Genomic DNA, 19473 nt, shown 5'->3' with positions numbered 1-19473 from the left:
GAAAACGGCGCCCAGGAGCGCCGTCTGTCAGAGCGGTGAAAACACTCAGAGGTTCACTACGTTGACGAAGCGCGACGCCGCACTTTCGTCGATACGCAAGCTGGTGAAGTCGAACAGGTTACGGTCAGCCAACTGCGACGGCTGCACGTTCTGCAGACTGCGGAAGATGCTGTCGACGCGGCCCGGGGTCTTGCGGTCCCAATCCTGGAGCATGTCCTTGACCACCTGGCGCTGCAGGTTTTCCTGGGAGCCGCAGAGGTTGCACGGGATGATCGGGAATTGCTTGAGGTCGGAGTAGGCCTGGATGTCCTTCTCATGGCAGTACGCCAGTGGGCGGATCACCACGTTGCGCCCGTCATCGGCCCGCAGCTTGGGCGGCATGGCCTTGAGGCTGCCGTTGAAGAACATGTTGAGGAAGAAGGTTTCGACGATGTCATCGCGGTGATGACCGAGGGCCATCTTGGTCGCGCCGATTTCGTCGGCAAACGTATAGAGCGTGCCACGGCGCAGGCGCGAGCACAGCGAGCAGGTGGTCTTGCCTTCCGGGACCAGCTCCTTGACCACCGAATAGGTGTCTTTCTCGACGATGTGGTACTCGATCCCCAATTCCTTGAGGTAGGCCGGCAGCACATGCTCGGGAAAACCCGGCTGCTTCTGGTCCATGTTCACGGCAACGATGTCGAACTTGATCGGCGCGACCTTTTGCAGGTGCATCAGCACGTCGAGCATGGTGTAGCTGTCCTTGCCGCCGGACAGGCAGACCATGACCTTGTCGCCCTCTTCGATCATATTGAAATCGGCGACTGCCTCGCCGGCCAGGCGACGCAGGCGTTTTTGCAGTTTGTTCTGGTTGACCGTAAGAGTGCCCATGGCGCTTGGATCCGCGAAAGGTGTGTGACGAAAAGCCGGGTATTTTACCGGGATGGACGACCGAGTTCCAATGTGGGAGCGGGCTTGCTCGCGAACGCGAAGTGTCATTCGCCAGGTGTTTAGCTGACCCACCGCATTCGCGAGCAAGCCCGCTCCCACAGTTGACCGCATTCCAATCAACAGACCCCGCCGCGATTAGGCCCAATGTTTACAGCGCAATTTGCTCTAAAGCCCCACACTTTTTCCGGTCATCACTTCCTATACTGCGACATAAGGTCGCACATATATCCAGACCTTTCAGGCCAATTGGCCCGTGGGCGCTCCGCTGGGGGGCGATGGTAATAACGACAGGAGTGACTGGCATGATCCATCACGTCGTGGGACTTTTCACCCACCCCGATCAGGAATGGCGGGAAATTCGTGGCGATAAAGAAGAAAGCATCGGCCACATGTACCTCACCCACACGCTGATTCTCGCGGCCATCCCCGCTGTCTCAGCCTTTATCGGTACCACTCAGGTGGGTTGGGTCATCGGCAGCCGCGCCCCGGTGATGCTGACGGTGGAAAGCGCGTTGTGGATGACCCTCATGTCCTACGCGGCGATGCTCGGCGGCGTGGCGGTGATGGGCGCGTTCATTCACTGGATGGCCCGCACCTATGACGCCAACCCCAGCATGGCGCGCTGCGTGGCGTTTGCCACCTACACCGCGACACCGCTGTTTATCGGCGGGCTGGCGGCGCTGTACCCGCATATGTGGCTGGGCATGGTGGTGGGCACGGCGGCCATTTGCTACACGGTGTATCTGCTGTACGTGGGGCTGCCGACCTTCATGAACATCCACCCGGACGAGGGCTTCCTGTTTTCCAGCTCGGTACTGGCGGTAGGCCTGGTGGTGCTGGTGGCGATCATGGCCTTTACCGTGATCGTCTGGGGGCTGGGCGTAGGCCCGATCTACACCAACTGACGCGGTTTACCCGCAGGAAAAGCCACCGCAAGGTGGCTTTGTGCGTTATGCATGACCATTCGGCGCCTGACAGATTCGGATACACCCTTGTTTGCGGCATACTGGACATCTCTGGAGATATGTACAGCATGCCCGAGCAACTCAATACCCGCGTCGAAGATTGTTTCCTGCAAGCCGAATCCTTTTTCAAACGAAGCTTCAAACGCCCTCAGGTCAGCCTCAAGCTGCGGGGCCAGAAGGCCGGTGTCGCGCATTTGCACGAGAACCTGCTGCGCTTCAACCCGCAGCTCTACCGTGAAAACAGCCAACACTTCCTTAAACAGACAGTCGCCCATGAAGTGGCGCACCTGATTGCCCACCAATTGTTCGGCGAGCGCATCCAGCCCCATGGCGAGGAATGGCAGTTGATCATGCGTGGGGTTTACGAACTGCCGCCGGACCGCTGCCACACCTATGAAATCCAGCGGCGGCGCGTCACGCGGTATATCTACCGCTGTCCGTGTGCCGACAGTGACTTCCCGTTTTCGCCCCAGCGTCACGGGTTGGTGGGCCAGGGGCGGCGGTATTTGTGCCGCAGGTGCCGGCAGACTTTGGTGTTTACCGGGGAAACCCGCGTCGAGTGAGGTTTGTGGTGCTTGTATGGCCCTCTTCGCGAGCAAGCCCGCTCCCACATTTGATCGCATTCCAACGATGGAACTCGGTTGAATGTGGGAGCGGGCTTGCTCGCGAAGGGGCCGGCCCAAGCGCTACTGAATCACCTTGGCACGCCGCAAATCGTCTATCTGCTGAGCACTGAAGCCCAACTCCGCCAACACCTCATCGCTGTGAGCGCCCACCGCCGCGCCTATGTGCCTGGCCGCCGGCAAGCCCTCGGAAAACTTCAGCGGGCAGGCCATTTGCGCCTGGCTGGAACCATCGCCCCGCGGCACCTGGCTGACCAGCTCCCGGGCTTTCAACTGCGGGTGTTCAACGGCCTCGCTCAGATTCAGCACCGGCTCGACACACGCATCAATCCCGGCAAACAGCTCACACAGCTCATCAAAGCTGCGTTTCTCGAACTCGACCTGCAGCGCCAGCTTGAGGGCTTTCTGCTGCTCGGGTTTGGGCGATAGGCCCATTGCCGCCAATTCAGGGCAGCCAAGCGCCGTACACAACTGCTGCATAAACGCCGGCTCCAGACTGCCCACCGACAACCAGCGTCCTTCCCGCGATCGGTAATAGTCATAGAAACTGCCGCCATTGAGCACCTGGTTCTCCCATGCCGGCTCCACGCCGCACGCCAGGTAACCGGCACCGGCCATGGCATTCAGGCTGAAGGCGCAGTCGGTCATGCTCACGTCCAGGTATTGCCCCACCCCACTGTGCTGCCGGGCAATCACCGCCGCCAGCAAACCGATCACCGCGTGCAACGAGCCGCCCCCCACATCCGCCAACTGCACACCCAAGGGCAACGGCCCGCTGTCCTGGCGCCCGGTGTAGCTGGCAATGCCTGCCAGGGCCAGATAATTGATGTCATGGCCGGCGCGATCCTTGTAGGGGCCGGTCTGGCCGTAGCCGGTGATGGAGACGTAGATCAGCTTTGGGTTGATCGCCTTCAACGCCTCGTAACCCAGGCCCAGGCGCTCCATGACCCCGGGACGGAATTGCTCGAGGACGATGTCGTAGTCCGCCACCAGTTGCCGCACGATCGCCACCGCCTCGGCCTGTTTGAGGTCCAGGGCCAGGCTGCGTTTGTTGCGGTTCAGATAGGCATGGCTGGCCGACACGCCCTGGTCATGGGGCGGCAGTACTCGCAGCAGGTCCATGCGTGTGGGGGATTCGATGCGCAACACCTCGGCGCCCATGTCGGCCAGCAGCAACGAGGCGAACGGCCCCGGCAGCAAGGTGGAGAAATCCAGTACTTTGAGGGACGCCAAGGGACCTGACATGCGGACTCCGATTCCGATTCGATTGGCCACAGAGTAGGCAAACCCGGCGGTCGGCGGCAATCACATAAACCATCATCCGAAGTGACTGATGCTTCCCGAAGGCATAAAAAAACCCATCCGAAGATGGGTTTTTCACAAACGCTGCAGCCTTACTTGACGGCGGTTGGAGCCGGGCCTTCGGCCACGCCCAGGTCGTCTTCTTCACGGGTGTCGGAGATACCGCGACCACCGGAAGCCAGTTCGACTTTCAGCTTGTCTTCGTCCAGTTCCTTGACCCACTTGGCCACAACCAGGGTTGCAACAGCGTTGCCAACCAGGTTGGTCAGTGCGCGGGCTTCGGACATGAAGCGGTCGATACCCAGGATCAGCGCCAGGCCGGCAACCGGCAGGTGGCCAACAGCCGACAGGGTAGCGGCCAGTACGATGAAACCACTACCGGTCACGCCAGCAGCGCCCTTGGACGACAGCAGCAGTACCAGCAACAGGGTGATCTGGTGGGTGATGTCCATGTGGGTGTCAGTCGCCTGGGCGATGAACACGGCAGCCATGGTCAGGTAGATCGAAGTACCGTCCAGGTTGAAGGAGTAGCCAGTCGGGATAACCAGGCCGACTACCGACTTCTTGGCGCCCAGACGTTCCATCTTGATCAGCATGCGTGGCAGTGCGGATTCGGACGAGGAAGTACCCAGTACGATCAGCAGTTCTTCACGGATGTAGCGGATCAGTTTCAGGACGCTGAAGCCGTGTGCGCGGCAGATGGCGCCCAATACCAGCACCACGAACAGGATGCAGGTGATGTAGAAGCAGATCATCAGCTGACCGAGCTGCACCAGCGAACCTACGCCGTAGGCACCGATGGTGAACGCCATGGCGCCCAGGGCACCGAGTGGCGCGAGCTTCATGATCATGTTGATGATGTTGAACATCACGTGGGCGAAACGATCGATGAAGTCCAGCACCGGCTTGCCGTAGGCACCCAGGCGGTGCAGGGCGAAACCGAAGATCACCGAGAACATCAGCACTTGCAGGATGTCACCGGTAGCGAACGCGCCAACGATGGTGTTCGGGATCACGTTCAGCAGGAAGCCAACGATGCTCTGGTCGGCACCGGCAGTCACGTAGGCCGCGACTTTGGAGGCGTCCAGGGTAGCCACGTCGATATGCATGCCGGCGCCCGGTTGCACGACGTTGACCACGACCAGGCCGATCAGCAGGGCGATGGTGGAGACGATTTCGAAGTACAGCAGCGCGTAGCCGCCGGTCTTGCCGACCGATTTCATGCTTTGCATGCCAGCGATGCCGCTGACAACGGTGCAGAAGATGATCGGGGCGATGACCATTTTGATCAGCTTGATAAAGCCGTCACCCAGTGGCTTGAGGGCCACGCCGGTCTGCGGGTAGAAGTGACCGAGCAAAATACCGATAACGATTGCAACGATCACCTGGAAATACAGGGATTTGTACAGTGGCTGACGAGTCGTCATTGCAAAGTTCCTCAATCGTCCCGTGTGGCAAATATCCGCCATTGCCCACGACACTTGAATTGCGAACCCTCCTGCACTGGAGGGATTTGTTGTTTGAGAGCCTGCTCGAGGCGGTCTCCCTGCGCTCTGTATCGCAAGCGTCGTGCCACTTCTGCTGAAACTCCCTGAAGGCCTTTAGACATCAGCGCTCGGGCGATTTCCAGCTTAAGGTTATGCCTACAGACAGTGGCGGATTTCCGCCTGCTCGCCTGATCTCGTCCTACAATTTGGCGGATATCCGCCTTGTTGCACCCGCCCGGGGTGGCTAACATCCGCCACTCAATGGACGAGGCCCCTCATGCGTGAACGAACCATCGCCAGTCACTACGCCCGAGCCGCCCTCGGCGGTGCTCGCCGGGCCGGCTACGATTATTCAGGCCTGCTGCAGCAGGTCGGCATCACTGCGGAACTGCTGAGCGAGCCCCGCGCCCGCATCGCCCCCGAGCAATTCACCCAGTTGTTGCAAATGCTGTGGCTGGCGCTGGATGACGAATACCTGGGCTTCGCCGAAGGCCCGAGCAAGCGCGGCACTTTCGCCATGATGTGCCACGCGCTGATTCACTGCCGCACCCTGGAGAAGGCTCTGGAACGCGGCTTATTATTTTATAGCCTATTCCCGCAGGGTCCGCGCTGGCGTCTGACACGTGAAGGAGAAATGGCCCGCCTGAGCCTGGACGATTCGCAACTCTGGGACCCGGATCACTTCCTCAGCGAATGCCTGCTGGTGATCTGGCACCGTCTCGGCAGTTGGCTGATTGGCCAGCGCATCCGCCTGCACCAGGCCACCTTCAGCTACCCGACGCCGCCCCACGCCGGTGAGTACGACTTGCTGTTCCCCTGCCCGCAGGTATTTGCAGCGCCCACCAGCAGCCTGGTGTTCCCCAGCCGCTACCTGAGCCTGCCGTTGTTGCAGGACGAGCGCACCCTCAAGCATTTCCTCGAACGCTCCCCGGCCGACCTGCTGTCGCGGCCGGATGAAGGCGACAGCCTGAGCAGCCAATTGCGCCGCCTATTGAGCCGCGACCGCACGCCCTGGCCCGACCTCGAAGCCGTCGCCCAGCACCTGCATATCAGCCCGCAGACCCTGCGTCGGCATTTGCGGGAGGAAGGCACCAGCTTTCAGGCGCTCAAGGATGAGTTGCGCCGGGACATTGCGATCTATCATTTGGGGCGGGCGGATTTGTCGTTGCAGGAGATCGCCGAGCAGCTGGGGTTTTCCGAACCGTCGGCGTTTCATCGGGCGTTCAAGAAGTGGACCGGGTTGACGCCGGGGGCCTATAGAGCACAAGAAACCTAGGTGTGTATTGATGCGACTGGCCTCTTCGCGAGCAAGCCCGCTCCCACATTTGACCGAGTTCCACCTTGGGAATGCCATCGAATGTGGGAGCGGGCTTGCTCGCGAAGAGGCCGGCACAGCCAATAAAGATCAAACAGCCGGGAAGTGGATCTTGAACGCAGCACCACCCAGCGGTGAATCCCCAAGGGTCAGCCGGGCGCCATAGCTTTCAATGATGTCCTTGACCACCGCCAGGCCAATCCCCTGCCCCGGATGCTGGCGGTCGAGCCGCTCGCCCCGCTGCAGGATGCGCGCACGCTGGTCCGGCGGCACGCCGGGGCCATCGTCTTCGATGCACAACTCGGTGCCCTCCAGGCTTTCCTGCAAGGTGATGCGCACTTCGCTCAGGCACAGGCGATAGGCGTTCTCCAGCAAGTTGCCGAGCAGTTCCAGCAAGGCGCCCTTCTCGATCGGCACGTCGCATTCGTCCGGCAGTTCAAAGGCGACCTTCACGCCCTTATCGCGATAAACCTTGTCCAGCGTGTCGCACAGGCTTTGCAGCACCGGCTCCAGCCGCACCTGGTGGCGCACCAGGCCGCTTTTACGCAGGCTGGCGCGCTGCAATTGGTAGCTGATCTGCTGGCTCATGCGTTCGATCTGCGATTGCAGTACCCAGGCCTGGTCCCGATCTTCGGGGCGCTGGGCCATGTCTTCACTCACGCCTTGCAACACCGCCAACGGGGTTTTCAGGCTGTGGGCCAGGTCATCCAGGGAATCGCGGTAACGGGTGCGTTGCTCCCGCTCGCTGTGGAGCAACCGGTTCAAGGAGCCGGTCAGGCGCAGCAGCTCGCGCGGGTGTTGCTCGCTGAGGCTTTCCCGGGTACCGCCTTCGATTTCATCCAGTTCCTGGCTCAGCCGGCGCAGCGCCTGCAGGCCCCAGGTCAGGCCCAGCCACAACAGGGTCAGCAGCACCAGCAAGGCGGCGCCGAAGCCCAGGTAGAGGTTTTCCCGCAGGCCTTCGAGGGTCAGTTGGTATTCACGCACCGGTTGCAGGGCGACGATACTGAACGCCGCACTCTTGCCGCCCAGCAGCTTGACCTCGACGTCATAGACAAAAAATTCCTGGCCGTTGGCCTCGCGGATCCGCGCAAACTCGTTGCCGCGCCCGTCATAGCGCGGCTTGTAGTTGATGTTTTCTTCCTGTGTGGCGCGCGACCGCCAGACCAGATGGCCTTCGCGGTCATAGATGTAGCCCAGCAGGCGGCTGTCGGTGAGGTTGAAACGCTCGTCCGGCAGCTGCGCGGGCATCAGCAGGCGATTGTTTTCAACCCGGGCAGCCGAAATCAGCGTCGTGACATCCGACGCCAGGCGCTGCTCGATGGAGTCCTGCAGGGCCAGGCTGAAGGCGCCCTGCATGGCCGGCAACAAGGCCAGCATAAACAGCACGGCCAGGATGGTGGCCGCGAGCATCAAACGTACACGTAGCGAGCGAATCAACGGCAGCGCTCATTGAACAGGTAGCCCAGGCCACGCACGGTGTCGATCGGCTTGAAACCCGCCGGGCCTTCCAGCTTGCGGCGCAGGCGGCCCACCAGCACTTCGATCACGTTCGGATCACGCTCGTCGTCATCGGGGTAGAGCTGTTCCATCAGGCGGTCCTTGGCGACCACTTGCTGGTGATGCCGCATCAGGTATTCGAGGATGCGGTATTCGTAGGCGGTCAGCGCCAGTGGCTGTTCGTCGAGGGACGCCTGCTTGCGATTGAGGTCCAGCAGCAACGGCCCGGCGACGATGGTGGATTGGGTGAAACCGCTGGAGCGGCGCAACAGTGCGTTCATCCGCGCTTCCAGCTCTTCGAACTGGAACGGCTTGACCACGTAGTCGTCGGCACCTGCTGCCAGGCCTTCAACCTTGTCCTGCCAGTTGCCACGGGCGGTCAGGATCAGGATCGGGAAGGTCTTGGCCTGGGCGCGCAATTGGCGGATCAGGTCCAGGCCGCCCATGCCGGGCAGGCCCAAATCGATGATCGCCAGGTCGTGGTTGAATTGCCCGGTCTGGTACAGCGCCTCTTCGGCGTTGGCGACGGCCTCGACCACGTGACCGCTGTCGGTAAGGCGGGTCAACAGGTGATGGCGCAGCAACGCCTCATCTTCGACAACCAGCAATTTCATAAAGCTCTCCAAGGCAAATCAACTTTCCAACTGGGGTATATCATAGCGGCCCTGCAGGTCTTGCTGGCGCAATTTACTGCCGTTGAAGTGACCTGACAGGTTTTCGTTGCCCACGCGATAGTCTGACTGCGGGGTGTGCTGGCCCAGGGACTGGCCCCATGGAGCCGCCTGTTCACCGGCATCCTCGAAGCTCACCCGCTGGAGAAGACTGTAGGGCTTTTTGCTCTTCTCCTTGGAGAAACCCGCGAAACTCGAATCAGAGGCCTGGACGCCAGCGGTGGCGCTGAGCATGGTTAAGGCCAACATCAGCTTCTTGATCGCAGTCATGGTGCTACCTCATACGCTTGGGCTTTGGGTACGGGGCCAGACTACGCAGACGCCCCTGAACTCCCCCTGAACACTCTCTGAACCTCGGCTGAACCGAGGCCGGCTACTGTGTAAAGAGTTATTTACGTATCCCCGGCCGCAGGCTATCCAGCGGCCCTGCAACTCGGCAAAATACTCGGCATGAATTCCCTACCCGCCTGCTGCACCCCACTTGACGCCCATTGGCCGTTGCCCGATGCCTTGCCCGGCACGGTCTTGCTGAGCACCCGTTTTGACCCGGCCCTGCTGGCCATCGGCGATTTCCAGCGCAGCGCCGTGCCGCCACCCGCGAGCATCCAGCGTTCGGTGGCCAAGCGGCAGGCGGAGTTCCTGGCCGGTCGCCTGTGCGCCCGCGCGGCCCTGCAACAGCTGGACGGGCTGGATTGCGTGCCGGCGATCGGCGAGGACCGCGCGCCGGTCTGGCCCGCGCACATCAGCGGTTCGATCACCCACAGCACCGGCCATGCAGCGGCCATCGTCGCCCACAAGTCACAGTGGCGCGGGCTGGGGATGGACCTGGAGAACCTGCTGACCCTGGAGCGGGCGGAACGCCTGGCCGGGGAGATCCTCACACCGGATGAATTGCTGCGCATGGCCGCCGGGCCGCGGGAGCAGGTTGCGCAACTGGTGACGCTGACGTTTTCGGCGAAAGAGAGCCTGTTCAAGGCGCTCTACCCGATCGTGCAGAAGCGCTTTTATTTTGAGCATGCCGAGTTGCTGGAGTGGTCGGATACCGGCCATGCGCGGCTGCGGTTGCTGACGGACTTGTCCGCAGAATGGTGCCATGGCAAGGAACTGGAGGCGCAGTTTGCGGTGGATGAGGGGCAGTTGTTGAGCCTGGTGGCCGTCCAGGCCTAGACCTTCTCCTGATCCCGTGGCCAACTCAGGCTGAAACACGCGCCACCCAGATTGTTGCTCTTGCTGATCAACGCCCGGCCGCCGTGCCAATAGATGATCCGCCGCACAATGGATAACCCCAGGCCGTGCCCACCCGACGCGCGGGTCCGGCTGTCATCCAGGCGCAGGAACGGCGTGAAAATCCGCTCCCAGGCACTTTCCGGTACGCCCGGCCCGTCGTCTTCCACGTCGATGCGGCAACGCACCTGGCCCACCTGGTAACTGATCAGCACCTGCCCCTGGGCGTGGCGCATGGCGTTGCTCACCAGGTTTTGCAGGGCACGGTGCAGGTAGCGCGGCTCGGCCTCCACCCATGCATCATCCCAATGCGCCGAGGACAGGCAGATGCCCCGCGCCACGTTGATTTCCGGGCGCAGCGGTGACAGTTCATCAATCACCTGATCCAGCAACGCATTGAGGTCGACCCGTTGGAAATTCAGTGCCGGCGCCCCCTGTTCCAGCCGCGCGTAGGTGAGCATTTCGTCCACCAGGCCATCGAGATCCTGGATGTCGCTGTCCATGCCCTCCATATACTTGCGCCGCGCTTCAGGCGTGGCCGCGTCGCCGATCATCTCCAGGCCGAACCGCAGGCGCGCCACCGGGGTGCGCAGTTCATGGGACACCGCCCGCACCAGTTCGCGCTGAATTGCCAACAGGCGTTGCAGGTGCTCGGCCATGCCATTGAACGCTGCCGCCAGGCGCCCCACCGAATCGGCGCCGCGGGCCGGCACCCGCACTTCAAGGCTGCCTTTGGCGATGCGCGTGGCGGCGGCTTCCAGGCCACTCAAGCGCCGCTCCAGCTGGCGCACCAATAAATAGACGATCAAGCCGATCAAGGTCAGGCTGATCAGCGCAATCAGGATCAGCCATTGCGCCGGGTACGGATTCATCTGATACAGCGGGCCGATTTCCAGGACCCACGGCGTGCCGACCATGCCGGCAAATACCCGGATCGAATCCCCACCCTTGCCCAGGGCCATCACGGTATCGCCTTCGGACACGCGGCGGCGCTGGTCTTCGTCCATATCAGCCTGATTGAGCATCACCAGGTGCATCTCGAAACCAAAGCCCTTGGCTTCCTTCAGGTCTGCGAGTTTCTGCGGTTGCTCCGCCACCGGGAAACGCACCAGCTCATCGGCCAGCAGGTAAATCGTCGCGCGGGCCAGTTGTTCGCTGATTTGCTGCACTTCACCGGTCAGCAACAGTTGCTCCTGGTCACTGACCAAGCGCAGCACCCTGGCCGCGTGAGGCCCGGTTTGCTCCACCAACACCTGGCCGCGTTGCAGACGGCTACGCTGGGTCAGGTCCAGGTGCGCCTCGGCCACGGTCTGCAATTGCAGCGGGATACCCAGCAAGCGCTCCCACACTGCCAGGGCGCGGCGGCGCTCGATGGCACTCATGGGTTGCAGGTTGTCGCCCATCAGCGCGAAGGTGCCGTGGGCCAGGCGCTCGCGGTACTGGCCGCTGCGCACTTCATTGAGCAGGTGCAAGGCCAGTACGCCGAGCAACGCCACCAGAATCAGCGCCGCGCACATGCCGCCGTAGATGCGCAGGAAGATTGAGTTCACGGCGTCAGGTCAGCCGCGGCTTCGGGGACGAACAGATAGCCTTTGCTGCGAATGGTCTTGATCAGGCGTGGGTGGATCGGGTCGTCGCCGATTTTCGGGCGGATGCGCGAGATGCGCACGTCGATGGAGCGGTCCTGGCCGTCATAGCCAATACCGCGCAAGGCGGTGAAGATTTCTTCCCGGGACAGGATCCGCCCGGCATTCGCCACCAGCAGCCACAACAGGTCGAATTCGGCGCTGGTCAGTTCGATGCCGCCTTCGTGCAGCCAGGCTTCACGCAGGGCGTTGTCCACCACCAGCGGGCCGAATTGCAGGCGCCGCTGTTTTTCGGGGAGTACCGGCTCGACGCTTTCGCTGCGCCGCAGCAGGGCCTGGATGCGTGCCAGCAACAGGCGTGGACGCACGGGTTTGCACACGTAATCGTCGGCGCCCATGTCCAGGCCCAGCACCTGGTCCATGTCGTCGGTGCGCGCGGTCAGCATCAGGATCACCCCGTCGTAGTGCTCGCGCACCTTGCGGCAAATGCTCAGGCCGTCTTCACCGGGCAACATCAGGTCGAGGATCACCAGGTCCGGCTGCTCGGCGATGATCCGCGCCGCCGCGAGGGCGCCATTGCCTTCCACCGACACCCGCAAGCCGTTGCTCTCCAGGTAGTCACGGGTCAACTCGGCCAGTCGCTCGTCGTCCTCGACAATCAATACCTGCCAGGCTTCTTGCTCCATGCGTTACCTCGGTTGTAATTATTGTAGGGGCGGGTTTGCCCGAGAAAACTCGAGGGCGCCGCGTTTATTCAGGTTTCCAGCGTCATCGTTGACGTCCTTCGCGGGCAAGCCCGCTCCTACAGTTGTCATGTAGGCGAGGCATAAACTGTATGGATAACCGCCGATTGTAGCAACGGGCAGGCCCTCTGCCACAAGCGCGCAAATGCGTTCGGACATCGTGTTTTTTTGTGATAGGGTTCGCGCCCGCAAAAATCCAACCGGTTGTTTTTACCTCGGAATATTCGGTGACAAACGGCGCAATGCAGCAGTACTGCGGCCTACACGGCCATTCCACGTTTCATACACATTTTACCCACAGCGTTATCCACAGGTAGTCCGTTGCTAAGCCCCCAAAAACGCATTATCTTGTAGGTCGTCGCCAAAAAAACCCTACATGTAGGGTTTTCAGCGAAAAGACCAAACACAAATCAGACAAGAAACTCAAGCTCTTTCTTGCTCCTGTTTGGTGAACTTAAGCCTTTTTCAGAAGACCAAACCGCGCACGCGGATGGCAGCCGTTTTCTGCCCCGATCAGGCGAAAACGGTACGGGTGTTGCAGTACGAAACTGTCACCCACCAGGAATACGGTAAAGAGCCCCAAGGCTTGTAACCGAAGACTTCGGCATGGAAGCGGCGCGAACAGCTCCCTTCCTCCTGTCCCGAAGTTGTTATGCCAGGCCCCAGGCCTGTTGTAAGTGCTTCAGGACGGAACGGTGGGCACCGTGATGGTGCCCAAATAAATATAGAATGTGGAGACAACCCCCCATGCAAACCGACACAACTCGCGAGAACCCGCAGGGCTCCGTGCCGCAGGCCGCTGATTCGAACCTGGATCTGTCCGCCACCGCGCCCGGCCAATTGCGTGTGATCAAGCGTAACGGCACTGTCGTTCCTTACACCGATGACAAAATCACCGTCGCGATCACCAAAGCGTTTCTTGCAGTTGAAGGCGGCACCGCTGCTGCCTCGTCGCGCATCCACGACACCGTTGCCCGCCTGACCGAACAGGTCACCGCAACCTTCAAGCGTCGCATGCCATCGGGCGGCACCATTCACATCGAAGAAATCCAGGACCAGGTCGAACTGGCCCTGATGCGTGCCGGCGAGCAGAAAGTCGCCCGCGACTACGTGATCTACCGTGACTCGCGCGCCAAGGAACGTGCCGTACGTTCCCCGGCCGAAGAAGCTGCCGTACAAGCTCACCCGTCGATCCGCATCACCCTGGCCGACGGTACGTTTGCACCGCTGGACCTGGGCCGCCTGAACACCATCATCACCGAGGCCTGCGAAGGCCTGGAAGAAGTCGATGGCGACCTGATCCAGCGCGAAACCCTGAAGAACCTGTACGACGGCGTGGCCCTGACCGACGTCAACACCGCACTGGTGATGACCGCCCGTACCCTGGTCGAGCGTGAGCCGAACTACTCGTTCGTCACCGCGCGCCTGCTGATGGACACCCTGCGTGCCGAAGGCCTGGGCTTCCTGAAAGTCGCCGACAGCGCCACCCACCACGAGATGGCCGACCTGTACGCCAAGGCCCTGCCGGCCTACATCGCCAAGGGTATCGAATTCGAATTGCTGAACCCGATTCTGGCCACCTTCGACCTGGAAAAACTCGGCAAGGCGATCAACCACGAGCGCGACCAGCAGTTCACTTACCTGGGCCTGCAAACCCTGTACGACCGTTACTTCATCCACAAGGACGGGATCCGCTTCGAACTGCCGCAAGTGTTCTTCATGCGCGTGGCCATGGGCCTGGCGATCGAAGAGAAGCAGAAAGAAGACCGTGCCATCGAGTTCTACAACCTGTTGTCGTCCTTCGACTACATGTCGTCGACCCCGACCCTGTTCAACGCCGGCACCCTGCGTCCACAGCTGTCCAGCTGCTACCTGACCACCGTGCCGGATGACCTGTCGGGCATCTACCACGCGATCCACGACAACGCCATGTTGTCCAAATTCGCCGGCGGCCTGGGTAACGACTGGACCCCGGTGCGTGCACTGGGTTCGTACATCAAGGGCACCAACGGCAAGTCCCAGGGCGTTGTACCGTTCCTCAAAGTAGTGAACGACACCGCCGTAGCCGTGAACCAGGGTGGCAAGCGCAAGGGCGCTGTATGTGCCTACCTGGAAACCTGGCACATGGACATCGAAGAGTTCATCGAGCTGCGCAAGAACACCGGTGATGACCGTCGTCGTACCCACGACATGAACACCGCCAACTGGATCCCTGACCTGTTCATGAAGCGCGTCTTCGATGACGGCAAGTGGACCCTGTTCTCGCCATCCGAAGTACCGGACCTGCACGACCTGACCGGCAAGGCTTTCGAAGAGCGCTACGAGTACTACGAAGCCCTCACCGAATACCCGGGCAAGGTCAAGCTGTTCAAGACCATCCAGGCCAAAGACCTGTGGCGCAAAATGCTCTCCATGCTGTTTGAAACCGGCCACCCATGGCTGACCTTCAAAGACCCGTGCAACCTGCGCAGCCCGCAGCAGCACGTGGGCGTGGTCCACAGCTCGAACCTGTGCACCGAGATCACCTTGAACACCAACAAGGACGAGATCGCCGTTTGCAACCTGGGCTCGATCAACCTGCCGAACCACATCGTCAACGGCAAGCTGGACACCGCCAAGCTGGAACGCACCGTGAACACCGCTGTTCGCATGCTCGATAACGTTATCGACATCAACTACTACTCGGTACCCCAGGCGCAAAACTCCAACTTCAAGCACCGTCCGGTCGGCCTGGGCATCATGGGCTTCCAGGACGCGCTGTACCTGCAGCACATTCCCTACGGTTCGGACGCTGCAGTCGAGTTCGCCGACAAGTCCATGGAAGCGGTCAGCTACTACGCGATCCAGGCTTCCTGCGACCTGGCCGACGAGCGTGGCGCCTACGAGACGTTCCAGGGTTCGCTGTGGTCCAAAGGCATCCTGCCGCTGGATTCGCAACAGATCCTGATCGAGCAACGTGGCCAGAAGTACATCGACGTTGACCTGAACGAATCCCTGGACTGGGCGCCGGTACGTGCCCGTGTGCAGAAAGGCATTCGTAACTCCAACATCATGGCCATCGCACCGACCGCCACCATCGCCAACATCACTGGCGTGTCGCAGTCGATCGAACCGACCTACCAGAACCTGTATGTGAAATCGAACCTGTCGGGCGAATTCACCGTGATCAACCCGTACCTGGTTCGCGACCTGAAAGCCCGCGGCCTGTGGGACTCGGTCATGATCAACGACCTGAAGTACTACGACGGTTCGGTGCAGCAGATCGAGCGCATCCCGCAAGAACTCAAAGAGCTCTACGCGACTGCCTTCGAAGTGGACACCAAGTGGATCGTCGACGCCGCCAGCCGTCGCCAGAAGTGGATCGACCAGGCTCAGTCGCTGAACCTGTACATCGCCGGCGCATCGGGCAAGAAGCTCGACGTGACCTACCGCATGGCCTGGTACCGTGGCCTGAAAACCACTTACTACCTCCGCGCTCTGGCTGCCACCAGCACCGAGAAGTCGACCATCAACACCGGCAAGCTGAACGCTGTTTCCAGCGGCGGCAACCACGGTGATGATTCGGTTCTCGCCGCACCTGCCGGCCCGGCGCCAGTGCCTAAAGCCTGCGCGATCGACGAGCCGGATTGCGAAGCTTGCCAATAAGCTGAGCACACCCTGGGTATAACCACCCAAGGTTGAAAAACCCCCGATAGGCCTACGGCGTATCGGGGGTTTTCTTTTGCCTGGAACAACACCGTCGCGATTCGCGCAGGTATTTCACCTCCTTGAAAACATCGGTGGGCTTCTGGCCGACGTGCATCATGGCGGCTTTTATCGCTGAAACAGTGATGCAGTTGCCGCCAGGGCCCTGACTGAATCCGCTCCAGATATCGCCCGGCTGGCCTTGTACCGTTCCGACAGCCGTGTATCCGCCTGTGACGCCCCCACCTATAGGCGTTATCTGAACATCCAAAAAAAAGCCCCTCACGCGAGGGGCTTTTCGGTAAAGCGAGTTAAAGCGACAACATCAGGTCATCTGAATGATGGTCTGCATGATGGTGCTTTGGGTGGAGATGGTCTTGGCGTTCGCCTGATAGTTGCTCTGGGCCTTGATCAGGTCCACCAGCTCGTTGGTCAGGTTGACGTTGGAGTTCTCCAGGGAGTTGGCCACGATCGAACCCAGGGTACCGACTTGCGGGGTATCAAAACCCGGCTGGCCCGACGCGAAGGTTTCTTTCCAGGTGGTGCCGCCGGCTGGCTGCAGGCCCTGCTCGTTGTTGAAGCTGGCCAGGGAGATCTGGCCGATGGCCTTGCTCTGCTGGTTGCTGAACGTGGCGAACAGTACACCGCTGCCGTCGATTTTCAGCCCGGTGATTTGCCCGGTGGCATAGCCATCGGTGGTCGGCGGGTTGCGGTAGGTGGCGGAGTTGTACTGGGTGATGTTCCCCATGTTGACGGCCACGCCGTCTGCGTTGGCGGCCGCACCGTTAGGCGTCCAGACACCATTGACCAGGCCGCCCGGCTTCCAGTCGGAAATGGTCAGGGTGGTATTGGAAGCGGTGGCTGGCGGGGTAACGATCCCGGTGAGCTTGCCGGAGGTGTCAAACGACAGCGTCGAGGCAACTGGCGCCTTCACGTCAGTACCGGTGCCGCTGATCGGCGAGCCGTCAGGGTTGCGCCCATCGATCAGGGTGTAGGACTTCCAGGTGTTGGAGTCGGTCTTCACCAGGTACTGCACCATCGGATGCGCGTTGCCCTGCGTATCGTACAGCGTGGTGGAATATTGAGTGGTGAAGCTGTCCGATTTGGTCGGATCAAACGGGTGCGCCGTCTGGTCGATCGCCGTCTCGGAGGAGTTCAGGTTACTGGTGGAATCCACCTTGCTCGAAGCCTTCGGTGGCAGGTACGACAGGTTGAGCTGCAGGTCGGTCAAGCCGCCCTTCTGGATGTTGCCATCGGCATCCGCTGCGTAGCCTTGCAGGCGCGAGGTGCCGGTGTTGTTGGTGATGTAGCCGTCCTTGTCGGCCCGGAACGCACCGTTGCGGGTGTATTCCAGCGAACCGTCGCTGCCCTTCTGCACGAAGAAGCCGCCGCCCTGGATCGCCATGTCGAGCGTGCCGCCGCTGTTGTTGACGTCACCCTGGGTGAACTGCTGGGACACGGCCGCCAGGTTCACGCCGTTGCCGACGCTGTTCTGGCCGGTACCCAGCTTGGAAGCCGCGTAGATATCCGCGAATTCCGCACGGGAGGACTTGAAGCCGGTGGTCGCGACGTTGGCGATGTTGTTGCCCGTCACGTCCAGTTGTTTGTTGGCCGCATAGAGGCCGCTAAGGCCGATGTTAAAAGACATTGTTCTCTCCTTTTGCCGTATTTAGCCGGCTCTATGTACCGATAGTCTGAATTTGCGACAGCTTGATACTGCCCAGGCCGCCCGCCAGGTTCAGCACCATTTCAGCGCCGTTCGTGCCCAGGGTTACGCTGGTCACCGTTGCCGGCAGCGAGGTGGCGAGGGCCACCGAGTCACCCTTGTCATTCTTGGTGGTGGCATTGAAGGTGTAGGTGCCGGGTGGCGCCGTCTCACCCGCATCGGTCTTGCCGTCCCAGACGAAGCTGGAGTTGCCGGCGCTCTGGGCGCCCATGTCGATGGTGCGAACGACGTTGCCATCCTTGTCGGTGATCTTGACGGAGACGTTGCCCGTCGCCGCCGTCACCGCCACGGAACCGGTCATGCTCTTGCTGGTATCCACCATCGCCTTGTCGGTCTGGGTGATGACCGAACGCCCCACCAGCGACGAAGCCTGCAGCGCCTGGGAGGAGCTGAAGTTGCTGGAAATCGCATTCACCGAGTCATTCAGGTTGTTGATGCCTTCCAGGCTGCTGAACTGCGCCAACTGTGCGACGAACGCGCCATTGTCCTGGGGCGACAGCGGGTCCTGGTTTTTCAGCTGGGTCACCAGCAATTGCAGGAACGCGTCCTTGCCCATCGCCTGGTTGCCCGTCGCCGACTTGGCGGCGTCACCGACGCTGGTGTTATCTGTCGCCGTCTTGACCTTGGAGTTGAAAAGGTCCTGGACTGCCGTGTTCGTCGAACTGTTATCAACAATGGCCATTATTTGGCGCCCCTTATCACTGACCCAGGGTCAGGACCTTCTGCATCATGGTTTTGGCGGTGTTCATCATTTCCGCGTTGGTCTGGAACGAGCGGCTGGCGGAAATCATGTCGGCCATTTCCTCGACCACGTTGACGTTGGGGTAGTACACGTACCCTTTTTCGTTCGCGGCAGGGTGGTTCGGCTCGTATCGGGCTTCGAGGTTGCTCTGGTCTTCGACCACACCGAGCACCTGCACGCCCTGGCCTGCGGCATCCTGGTTCTGGAACAGCGAATCGCCGCTGCCACTCTGGCCGCCCTGGCCGCCCTGGAACATGGTGGCGAACACCGGGTGCCGGGCACGGTAGGTCTGGTCGATGCTCGAAGACACGGTCTCGGCGTTGGCGATGTTACTGGCGACGGTGTTGAGGCGCGTGGTCTGCGCACTCATGCCACTACCGGCAATATTGAAAACACTGGCGAGGGACATGGCTTATTCTCCACGCAGGGCTGACATCAGCCCTTTGAATTTGCTGTTGAGCAGGGTAAAGCTGGCCTGGAAGTTCACTGAGTTCTCGGCGTAGGCCGATTGCTCCAACTGGGCGTCCACGGTGTTCTGGTCGATCGACGGTTGCATCGGCGTGCGATACAGCAGCGACTCGTCACCATTGCCCAGGCCTTGCGCCTCGATATGACGGCTGTTGGTCATGTTCAGGGCGAAGGTGCCGTTCTTGGTCTTGTCTTGCTGGGCAGCGAGCACGGCAGAGAAGTCCAGGTCCCGAGCCTTGTAGTTCGGGGTGTCGGCGTTGGCGATGTTGTTGGCCAGGACTTCGGCACGCTGGGCGCGAAAGCCCAGTGCTTGTTCGTGGATACCGAGCGCTTTATCGAAGCTGATGCTCATGGCGGAAACCTTTAGGGGCTGACCTGCTTTTCGTAACAAGGATTTAGCAAGGGCCATGCCAAGTTGCTTGAGCCCCGTAAATCAAGGGTTTGCGAGGGAATTGCCGGCGGCAATGCCAGAAAAGCGGCAAAGGGTTTCCGCGAAACGCCAGTAAAGCG

At 60.9% G+C, this 19473-nt stretch carries 17 protein-coding genes; 5 read left to right on the top strand and 12 right to left on the bottom strand.

The window, feature by feature from the left end; all coding sequences use genetic code 11:
• Nucleotides 1-45: 45 nt before the first annotated feature.
• Nucleotides 46-870 carry a tRNA 2-thiocytidine(32) synthetase TtcA gene (gene ttcA / locus HX839_RS09765; protein ID WP_008435321.1) on the bottom strand — a complete coding sequence of 275 codons (825 nt, stop codon included), beginning with the start codon at nucleotides 868-870 and terminating at the stop codon, nucleotides 46-48.
• Between the two features lie 362 nt (nucleotides 871-1232).
• Here ttcA and HX839_RS09760 point away from each other — a divergent pair, with 362 nt between their 5' ends.
• Entirely contained in the window at nucleotides 1233-1835 is a 603-nt protein-coding gene (locus HX839_RS09760; protein ID WP_004371402.1) for a Yip1 family protein, read from the top strand.
• A 128-nt stretch (nucleotides 1836-1963) separates the two neighbouring features.
• Nucleotides 1964-2458: a SprT family zinc-dependent metalloprotease gene (locus HX839_RS09755; protein WP_004371405.1), complete on the top strand. Its 495-nt coding sequence runs from the start codon at nucleotides 1964-1966 to the stop codon at nucleotides 2456-2458.
• Between the two features lie 123 nt (nucleotides 2459-2581).
• On the opposite strand, the gene HX839_RS09750 is transcribed toward HX839_RS09755, so the two are convergent.
• Together HX839_RS09750 and HX839_RS09745 are read right to left on the bottom strand one after the other, a co-directional pair.
• A complete protein-coding gene (locus HX839_RS09750) occupies nucleotides 2582-3763 on the bottom strand; it encodes a CaiB/BaiF CoA-transferase family protein (protein WP_177066988.1) in 1182 nt (393 codons plus the stop codon).
• A gap of 149 nt (nucleotides 3764-3912) precedes the next feature.
• On the bottom strand, nucleotides 3913-5247 hold the full coding sequence (locus tag HX839_RS09745; protein WP_008435307.1) for a dicarboxylate/amino acid:cation symporter: 1335 nt from the start codon (nucleotides 5245-5247) through the stop codon (nucleotides 3913-3915).
• Between the two features lie 337 nt (nucleotides 5248-5584).
• Between HX839_RS09745 and HX839_RS09740 the strand changes: the two genes are divergently transcribed.
• Entirely contained in the window at nucleotides 5585-6583 is a 999-nt protein-coding gene (locus HX839_RS09740; RefSeq protein WP_003214223.1) for an AraC family transcriptional regulator, read from the top strand.
• A 129-nt stretch (nucleotides 6584-6712) separates the two neighbouring features.
• Here the strand turns inward: HX839_RS09740 and HX839_RS09735 are convergent, their stop codons facing one another.
• From HX839_RS09735 to HX839_RS09725, 3 genes are read right to left on the bottom strand one after another with little or no spacing between them, the layout of a single operon-like run.
• Nucleotides 6713-8059, bottom strand: coding sequence for an ATP-binding protein (locus HX839_RS09735; protein WP_023659245.1), 1347 nt, complete (start codon nucleotides 8057-8059; stop codon nucleotides 6713-6715).
• Nucleotides 8056-8733: a response regulator transcription factor gene (locus tag HX839_RS09730; RefSeq protein ID WP_003214228.1), complete on the bottom strand. Its 678-nt coding sequence runs from the start codon at nucleotides 8731-8733 to the stop codon at nucleotides 8056-8058. The genes HX839_RS09735 and HX839_RS09730 overlap by 4 nt, the downstream gene beginning before the upstream one ends.
• An 18-nt stretch (nucleotides 8734-8751) precedes the next feature.
• On the bottom strand, nucleotides 8752-9060 hold the full coding sequence (locus HX839_RS09725; RefSeq protein WP_003214230.1) for a hypothetical protein: 309 nt from the start codon (nucleotides 9058-9060) through the stop codon (nucleotides 8752-8754).
• Nucleotides 9061-9240: 180 nt separating this feature from the next.
• Here HX839_RS09725 and HX839_RS09720 point away from each other — a divergent pair, with 180 nt between their 5' ends.
• The gene (locus tag HX839_RS09720; protein ID WP_102369713.1) at nucleotides 9241-9957 is read left to right on the top strand and encodes a 4'-phosphopantetheinyl transferase; all 717 of its coding nucleotides are present in this window, start codon (nucleotides 9241-9243) and stop codon (nucleotides 9955-9957) included.
• Here HX839_RS09720 and HX839_RS09715 read toward each other — a convergent pair.
• Together HX839_RS09715 and HX839_RS09710 are read right to left on the bottom strand one after the other, a co-directional pair.
• A complete protein-coding gene (locus HX839_RS09715) occupies nucleotides 9954-11564 on the bottom strand; it encodes an ATP-binding protein (protein ID WP_003214234.1) in 1611 nt (536 codons plus the stop codon). The two genes, HX839_RS09720 and HX839_RS09715, sit on opposite strands and share 4 nt — an antisense overlap.
• The gene (locus tag HX839_RS09710; protein ID WP_177066987.1) at nucleotides 11561-12286 is read right to left on the bottom strand and encodes a response regulator; all 726 of its coding nucleotides are present in this window, start codon (nucleotides 12284-12286) and stop codon (nucleotides 11561-11563) included. The genes HX839_RS09715 and HX839_RS09710 overlap by 4 nt, the downstream gene beginning before the upstream one ends.
• A gap of 804 nt (nucleotides 12287-13090) precedes the next feature.
• Here HX839_RS09710 and HX839_RS09705 point away from each other — a divergent pair.
• Nucleotides 13091-15988: a ribonucleoside-diphosphate reductase subunit alpha gene (locus HX839_RS09705; protein WP_008435294.1), complete on the top strand. Its 2898-nt coding sequence runs from the start codon at nucleotides 13091-13093 to the stop codon at nucleotides 15986-15988.
• Between the two features lie 364 nt (nucleotides 15989-16352).
• On the opposite strand, the gene flgE is transcribed toward HX839_RS09705, so the two are convergent.
• From flgE to flgB, 4 genes are read right to left on the bottom strand one after another with little or no spacing between them, the layout of a single operon-like run.
• Entirely contained in the window at nucleotides 16353-17675 is a 1323-nt protein-coding gene (gene flgE / locus HX839_RS09700) for a flagellar hook protein FlgE (protein ID WP_087694478.1), read from the bottom strand.
• Between the two features lie 31 nt (nucleotides 17676-17706).
• Nucleotides 17707-18435 (bottom strand): flagellar hook assembly protein FlgD, encoded by a 729-nt coding sequence (flgD, locus tag HX839_RS09695; RefSeq protein ID WP_003214242.1) that lies wholly within the window; start codon nucleotides 18433-18435, stop codon nucleotides 17707-17709.
• Nucleotides 18436-18451: 16 nt separating this feature from the next.
• Nucleotides 18452-18904, bottom strand: coding sequence for a flagellar basal body rod protein FlgC (flgC, locus tag HX839_RS09690; protein ID WP_003214244.1), 453 nt, complete (start codon nucleotides 18902-18904; stop codon nucleotides 18452-18454).
• 3 nt (nucleotides 18905-18907) lie between these two features.
• Nucleotides 18908-19315 carry a flagellar basal body rod protein FlgB gene (flgB, locus tag HX839_RS09685; protein ID WP_003214246.1) on the bottom strand — a complete coding sequence of 136 codons (408 nt, stop codon included), beginning with the start codon at nucleotides 19313-19315 and terminating at the stop codon, nucleotides 18908-18910.
• Nucleotides 19316-19473: the final 158 nt, after the last annotated feature.

The organism is Pseudomonas sp. I8001 (assembly GCF_013385345.1).
Taxonomy (GTDB): domain Bacteria; phylum Pseudomonadota; class Gammaproteobacteria; order Pseudomonadales; family Pseudomonadaceae; genus Aquipseudomonas.
Note: the sequence above shows the minus strand (reverse complement) of the source record. Positions and strands in the feature narration are given on the sequence as shown.

What these genes read in the sequence shown, in the direction of transcription:
- HX839_RS09760 (WP_004371402.1), top strand. Translation starts at nt 1,233, where the DNA reads ATGATCCATCACGTCGTGGGACTTTTCACCCACCCCGATCAGGAATGG.
- flgD (WP_003214242.1), bottom strand. Translation starts at nt 18,435, where the DNA reads ATGGCCATTGTTGATAACAGTTCGACGAACACGGCAGTCCAGGACCTT.
- HX839_RS09750 (WP_177066988.1), bottom strand. Translation starts at nt 3,763, where the DNA reads ATGTCAGGTCCCTTGGCGTCCCTCAAAGTACTGGATTTCTCCACCTTG.
- flgC (WP_003214244.1), bottom strand. Translation starts at nt 18,904, where the DNA reads ATGTCCCTCGCCAGTGTTTTCAATATTGCCGGTAGTGGCATGAGTGCG.
- HX839_RS09710 (WP_177066987.1), bottom strand. Translation starts at nt 12,286, where the DNA reads ATGGAGCAAGAAGCCTGGCAGGTATTGATTGTCGAGGACGACGAGCGA.
- HX839_RS09755 (WP_004371405.1), top strand. Translation starts at nt 1,964, where the DNA reads ATGCCCGAGCAACTCAATACCCGCGTCGAAGATTGTTTCCTGCAAGCC.
- HX839_RS09725 (WP_003214230.1), bottom strand. Translation starts at nt 9,060, where the DNA reads ATGACTGCGATCAAGAAGCTGATGTTGGCCTTAACCATGCTCAGCGCC.
- HX839_RS09745 (WP_008435307.1), bottom strand. Translation starts at nt 5,247, where the DNA reads ATGACGACTCGTCAGCCACTGTACAAATCCCTGTATTTCCAGGTGATC.
- HX839_RS09705 (WP_008435294.1), top strand. Translation starts at nt 13,091, where the DNA reads ATGCAAACCGACACAACTCGCGAGAACCCGCAGGGCTCCGTGCCGCAG.
- ttcA (WP_008435321.1), bottom strand. Translation starts at nt 870, where the DNA reads ATGGGCACTCTTACGGTCAACCAGAACAAACTGCAAAAACGCCTGCGT.
- flgB (WP_003214246.1), bottom strand. Translation starts at nt 19,315, where the DNA reads ATGAGCATCAGCTTCGATAAAGCGCTCGGTATCCACGAACAAGCACTG.
- HX839_RS09730 (WP_003214228.1), bottom strand. Translation starts at nt 8,733, where the DNA reads ATGAAATTGCTGGTTGTCGAAGATGAGGCGTTGCTGCGCCATCACCTG.
- HX839_RS09720 (WP_102369713.1), top strand. Translation starts at nt 9,241, where the DNA reads ATGAATTCCCTACCCGCCTGCTGCACCCCACTTGACGCCCATTGGCCG.
- HX839_RS09740 (WP_003214223.1), top strand. Translation starts at nt 5,585, where the DNA reads ATGCGTGAACGAACCATCGCCAGTCACTACGCCCGAGCCGCCCTCGGC.
- flgE (WP_087694478.1), bottom strand. Translation starts at nt 17,675, where the DNA reads ATGTCTTTTAACATCGGCCTTAGCGGCCTCTATGCGGCCAACAAACAA.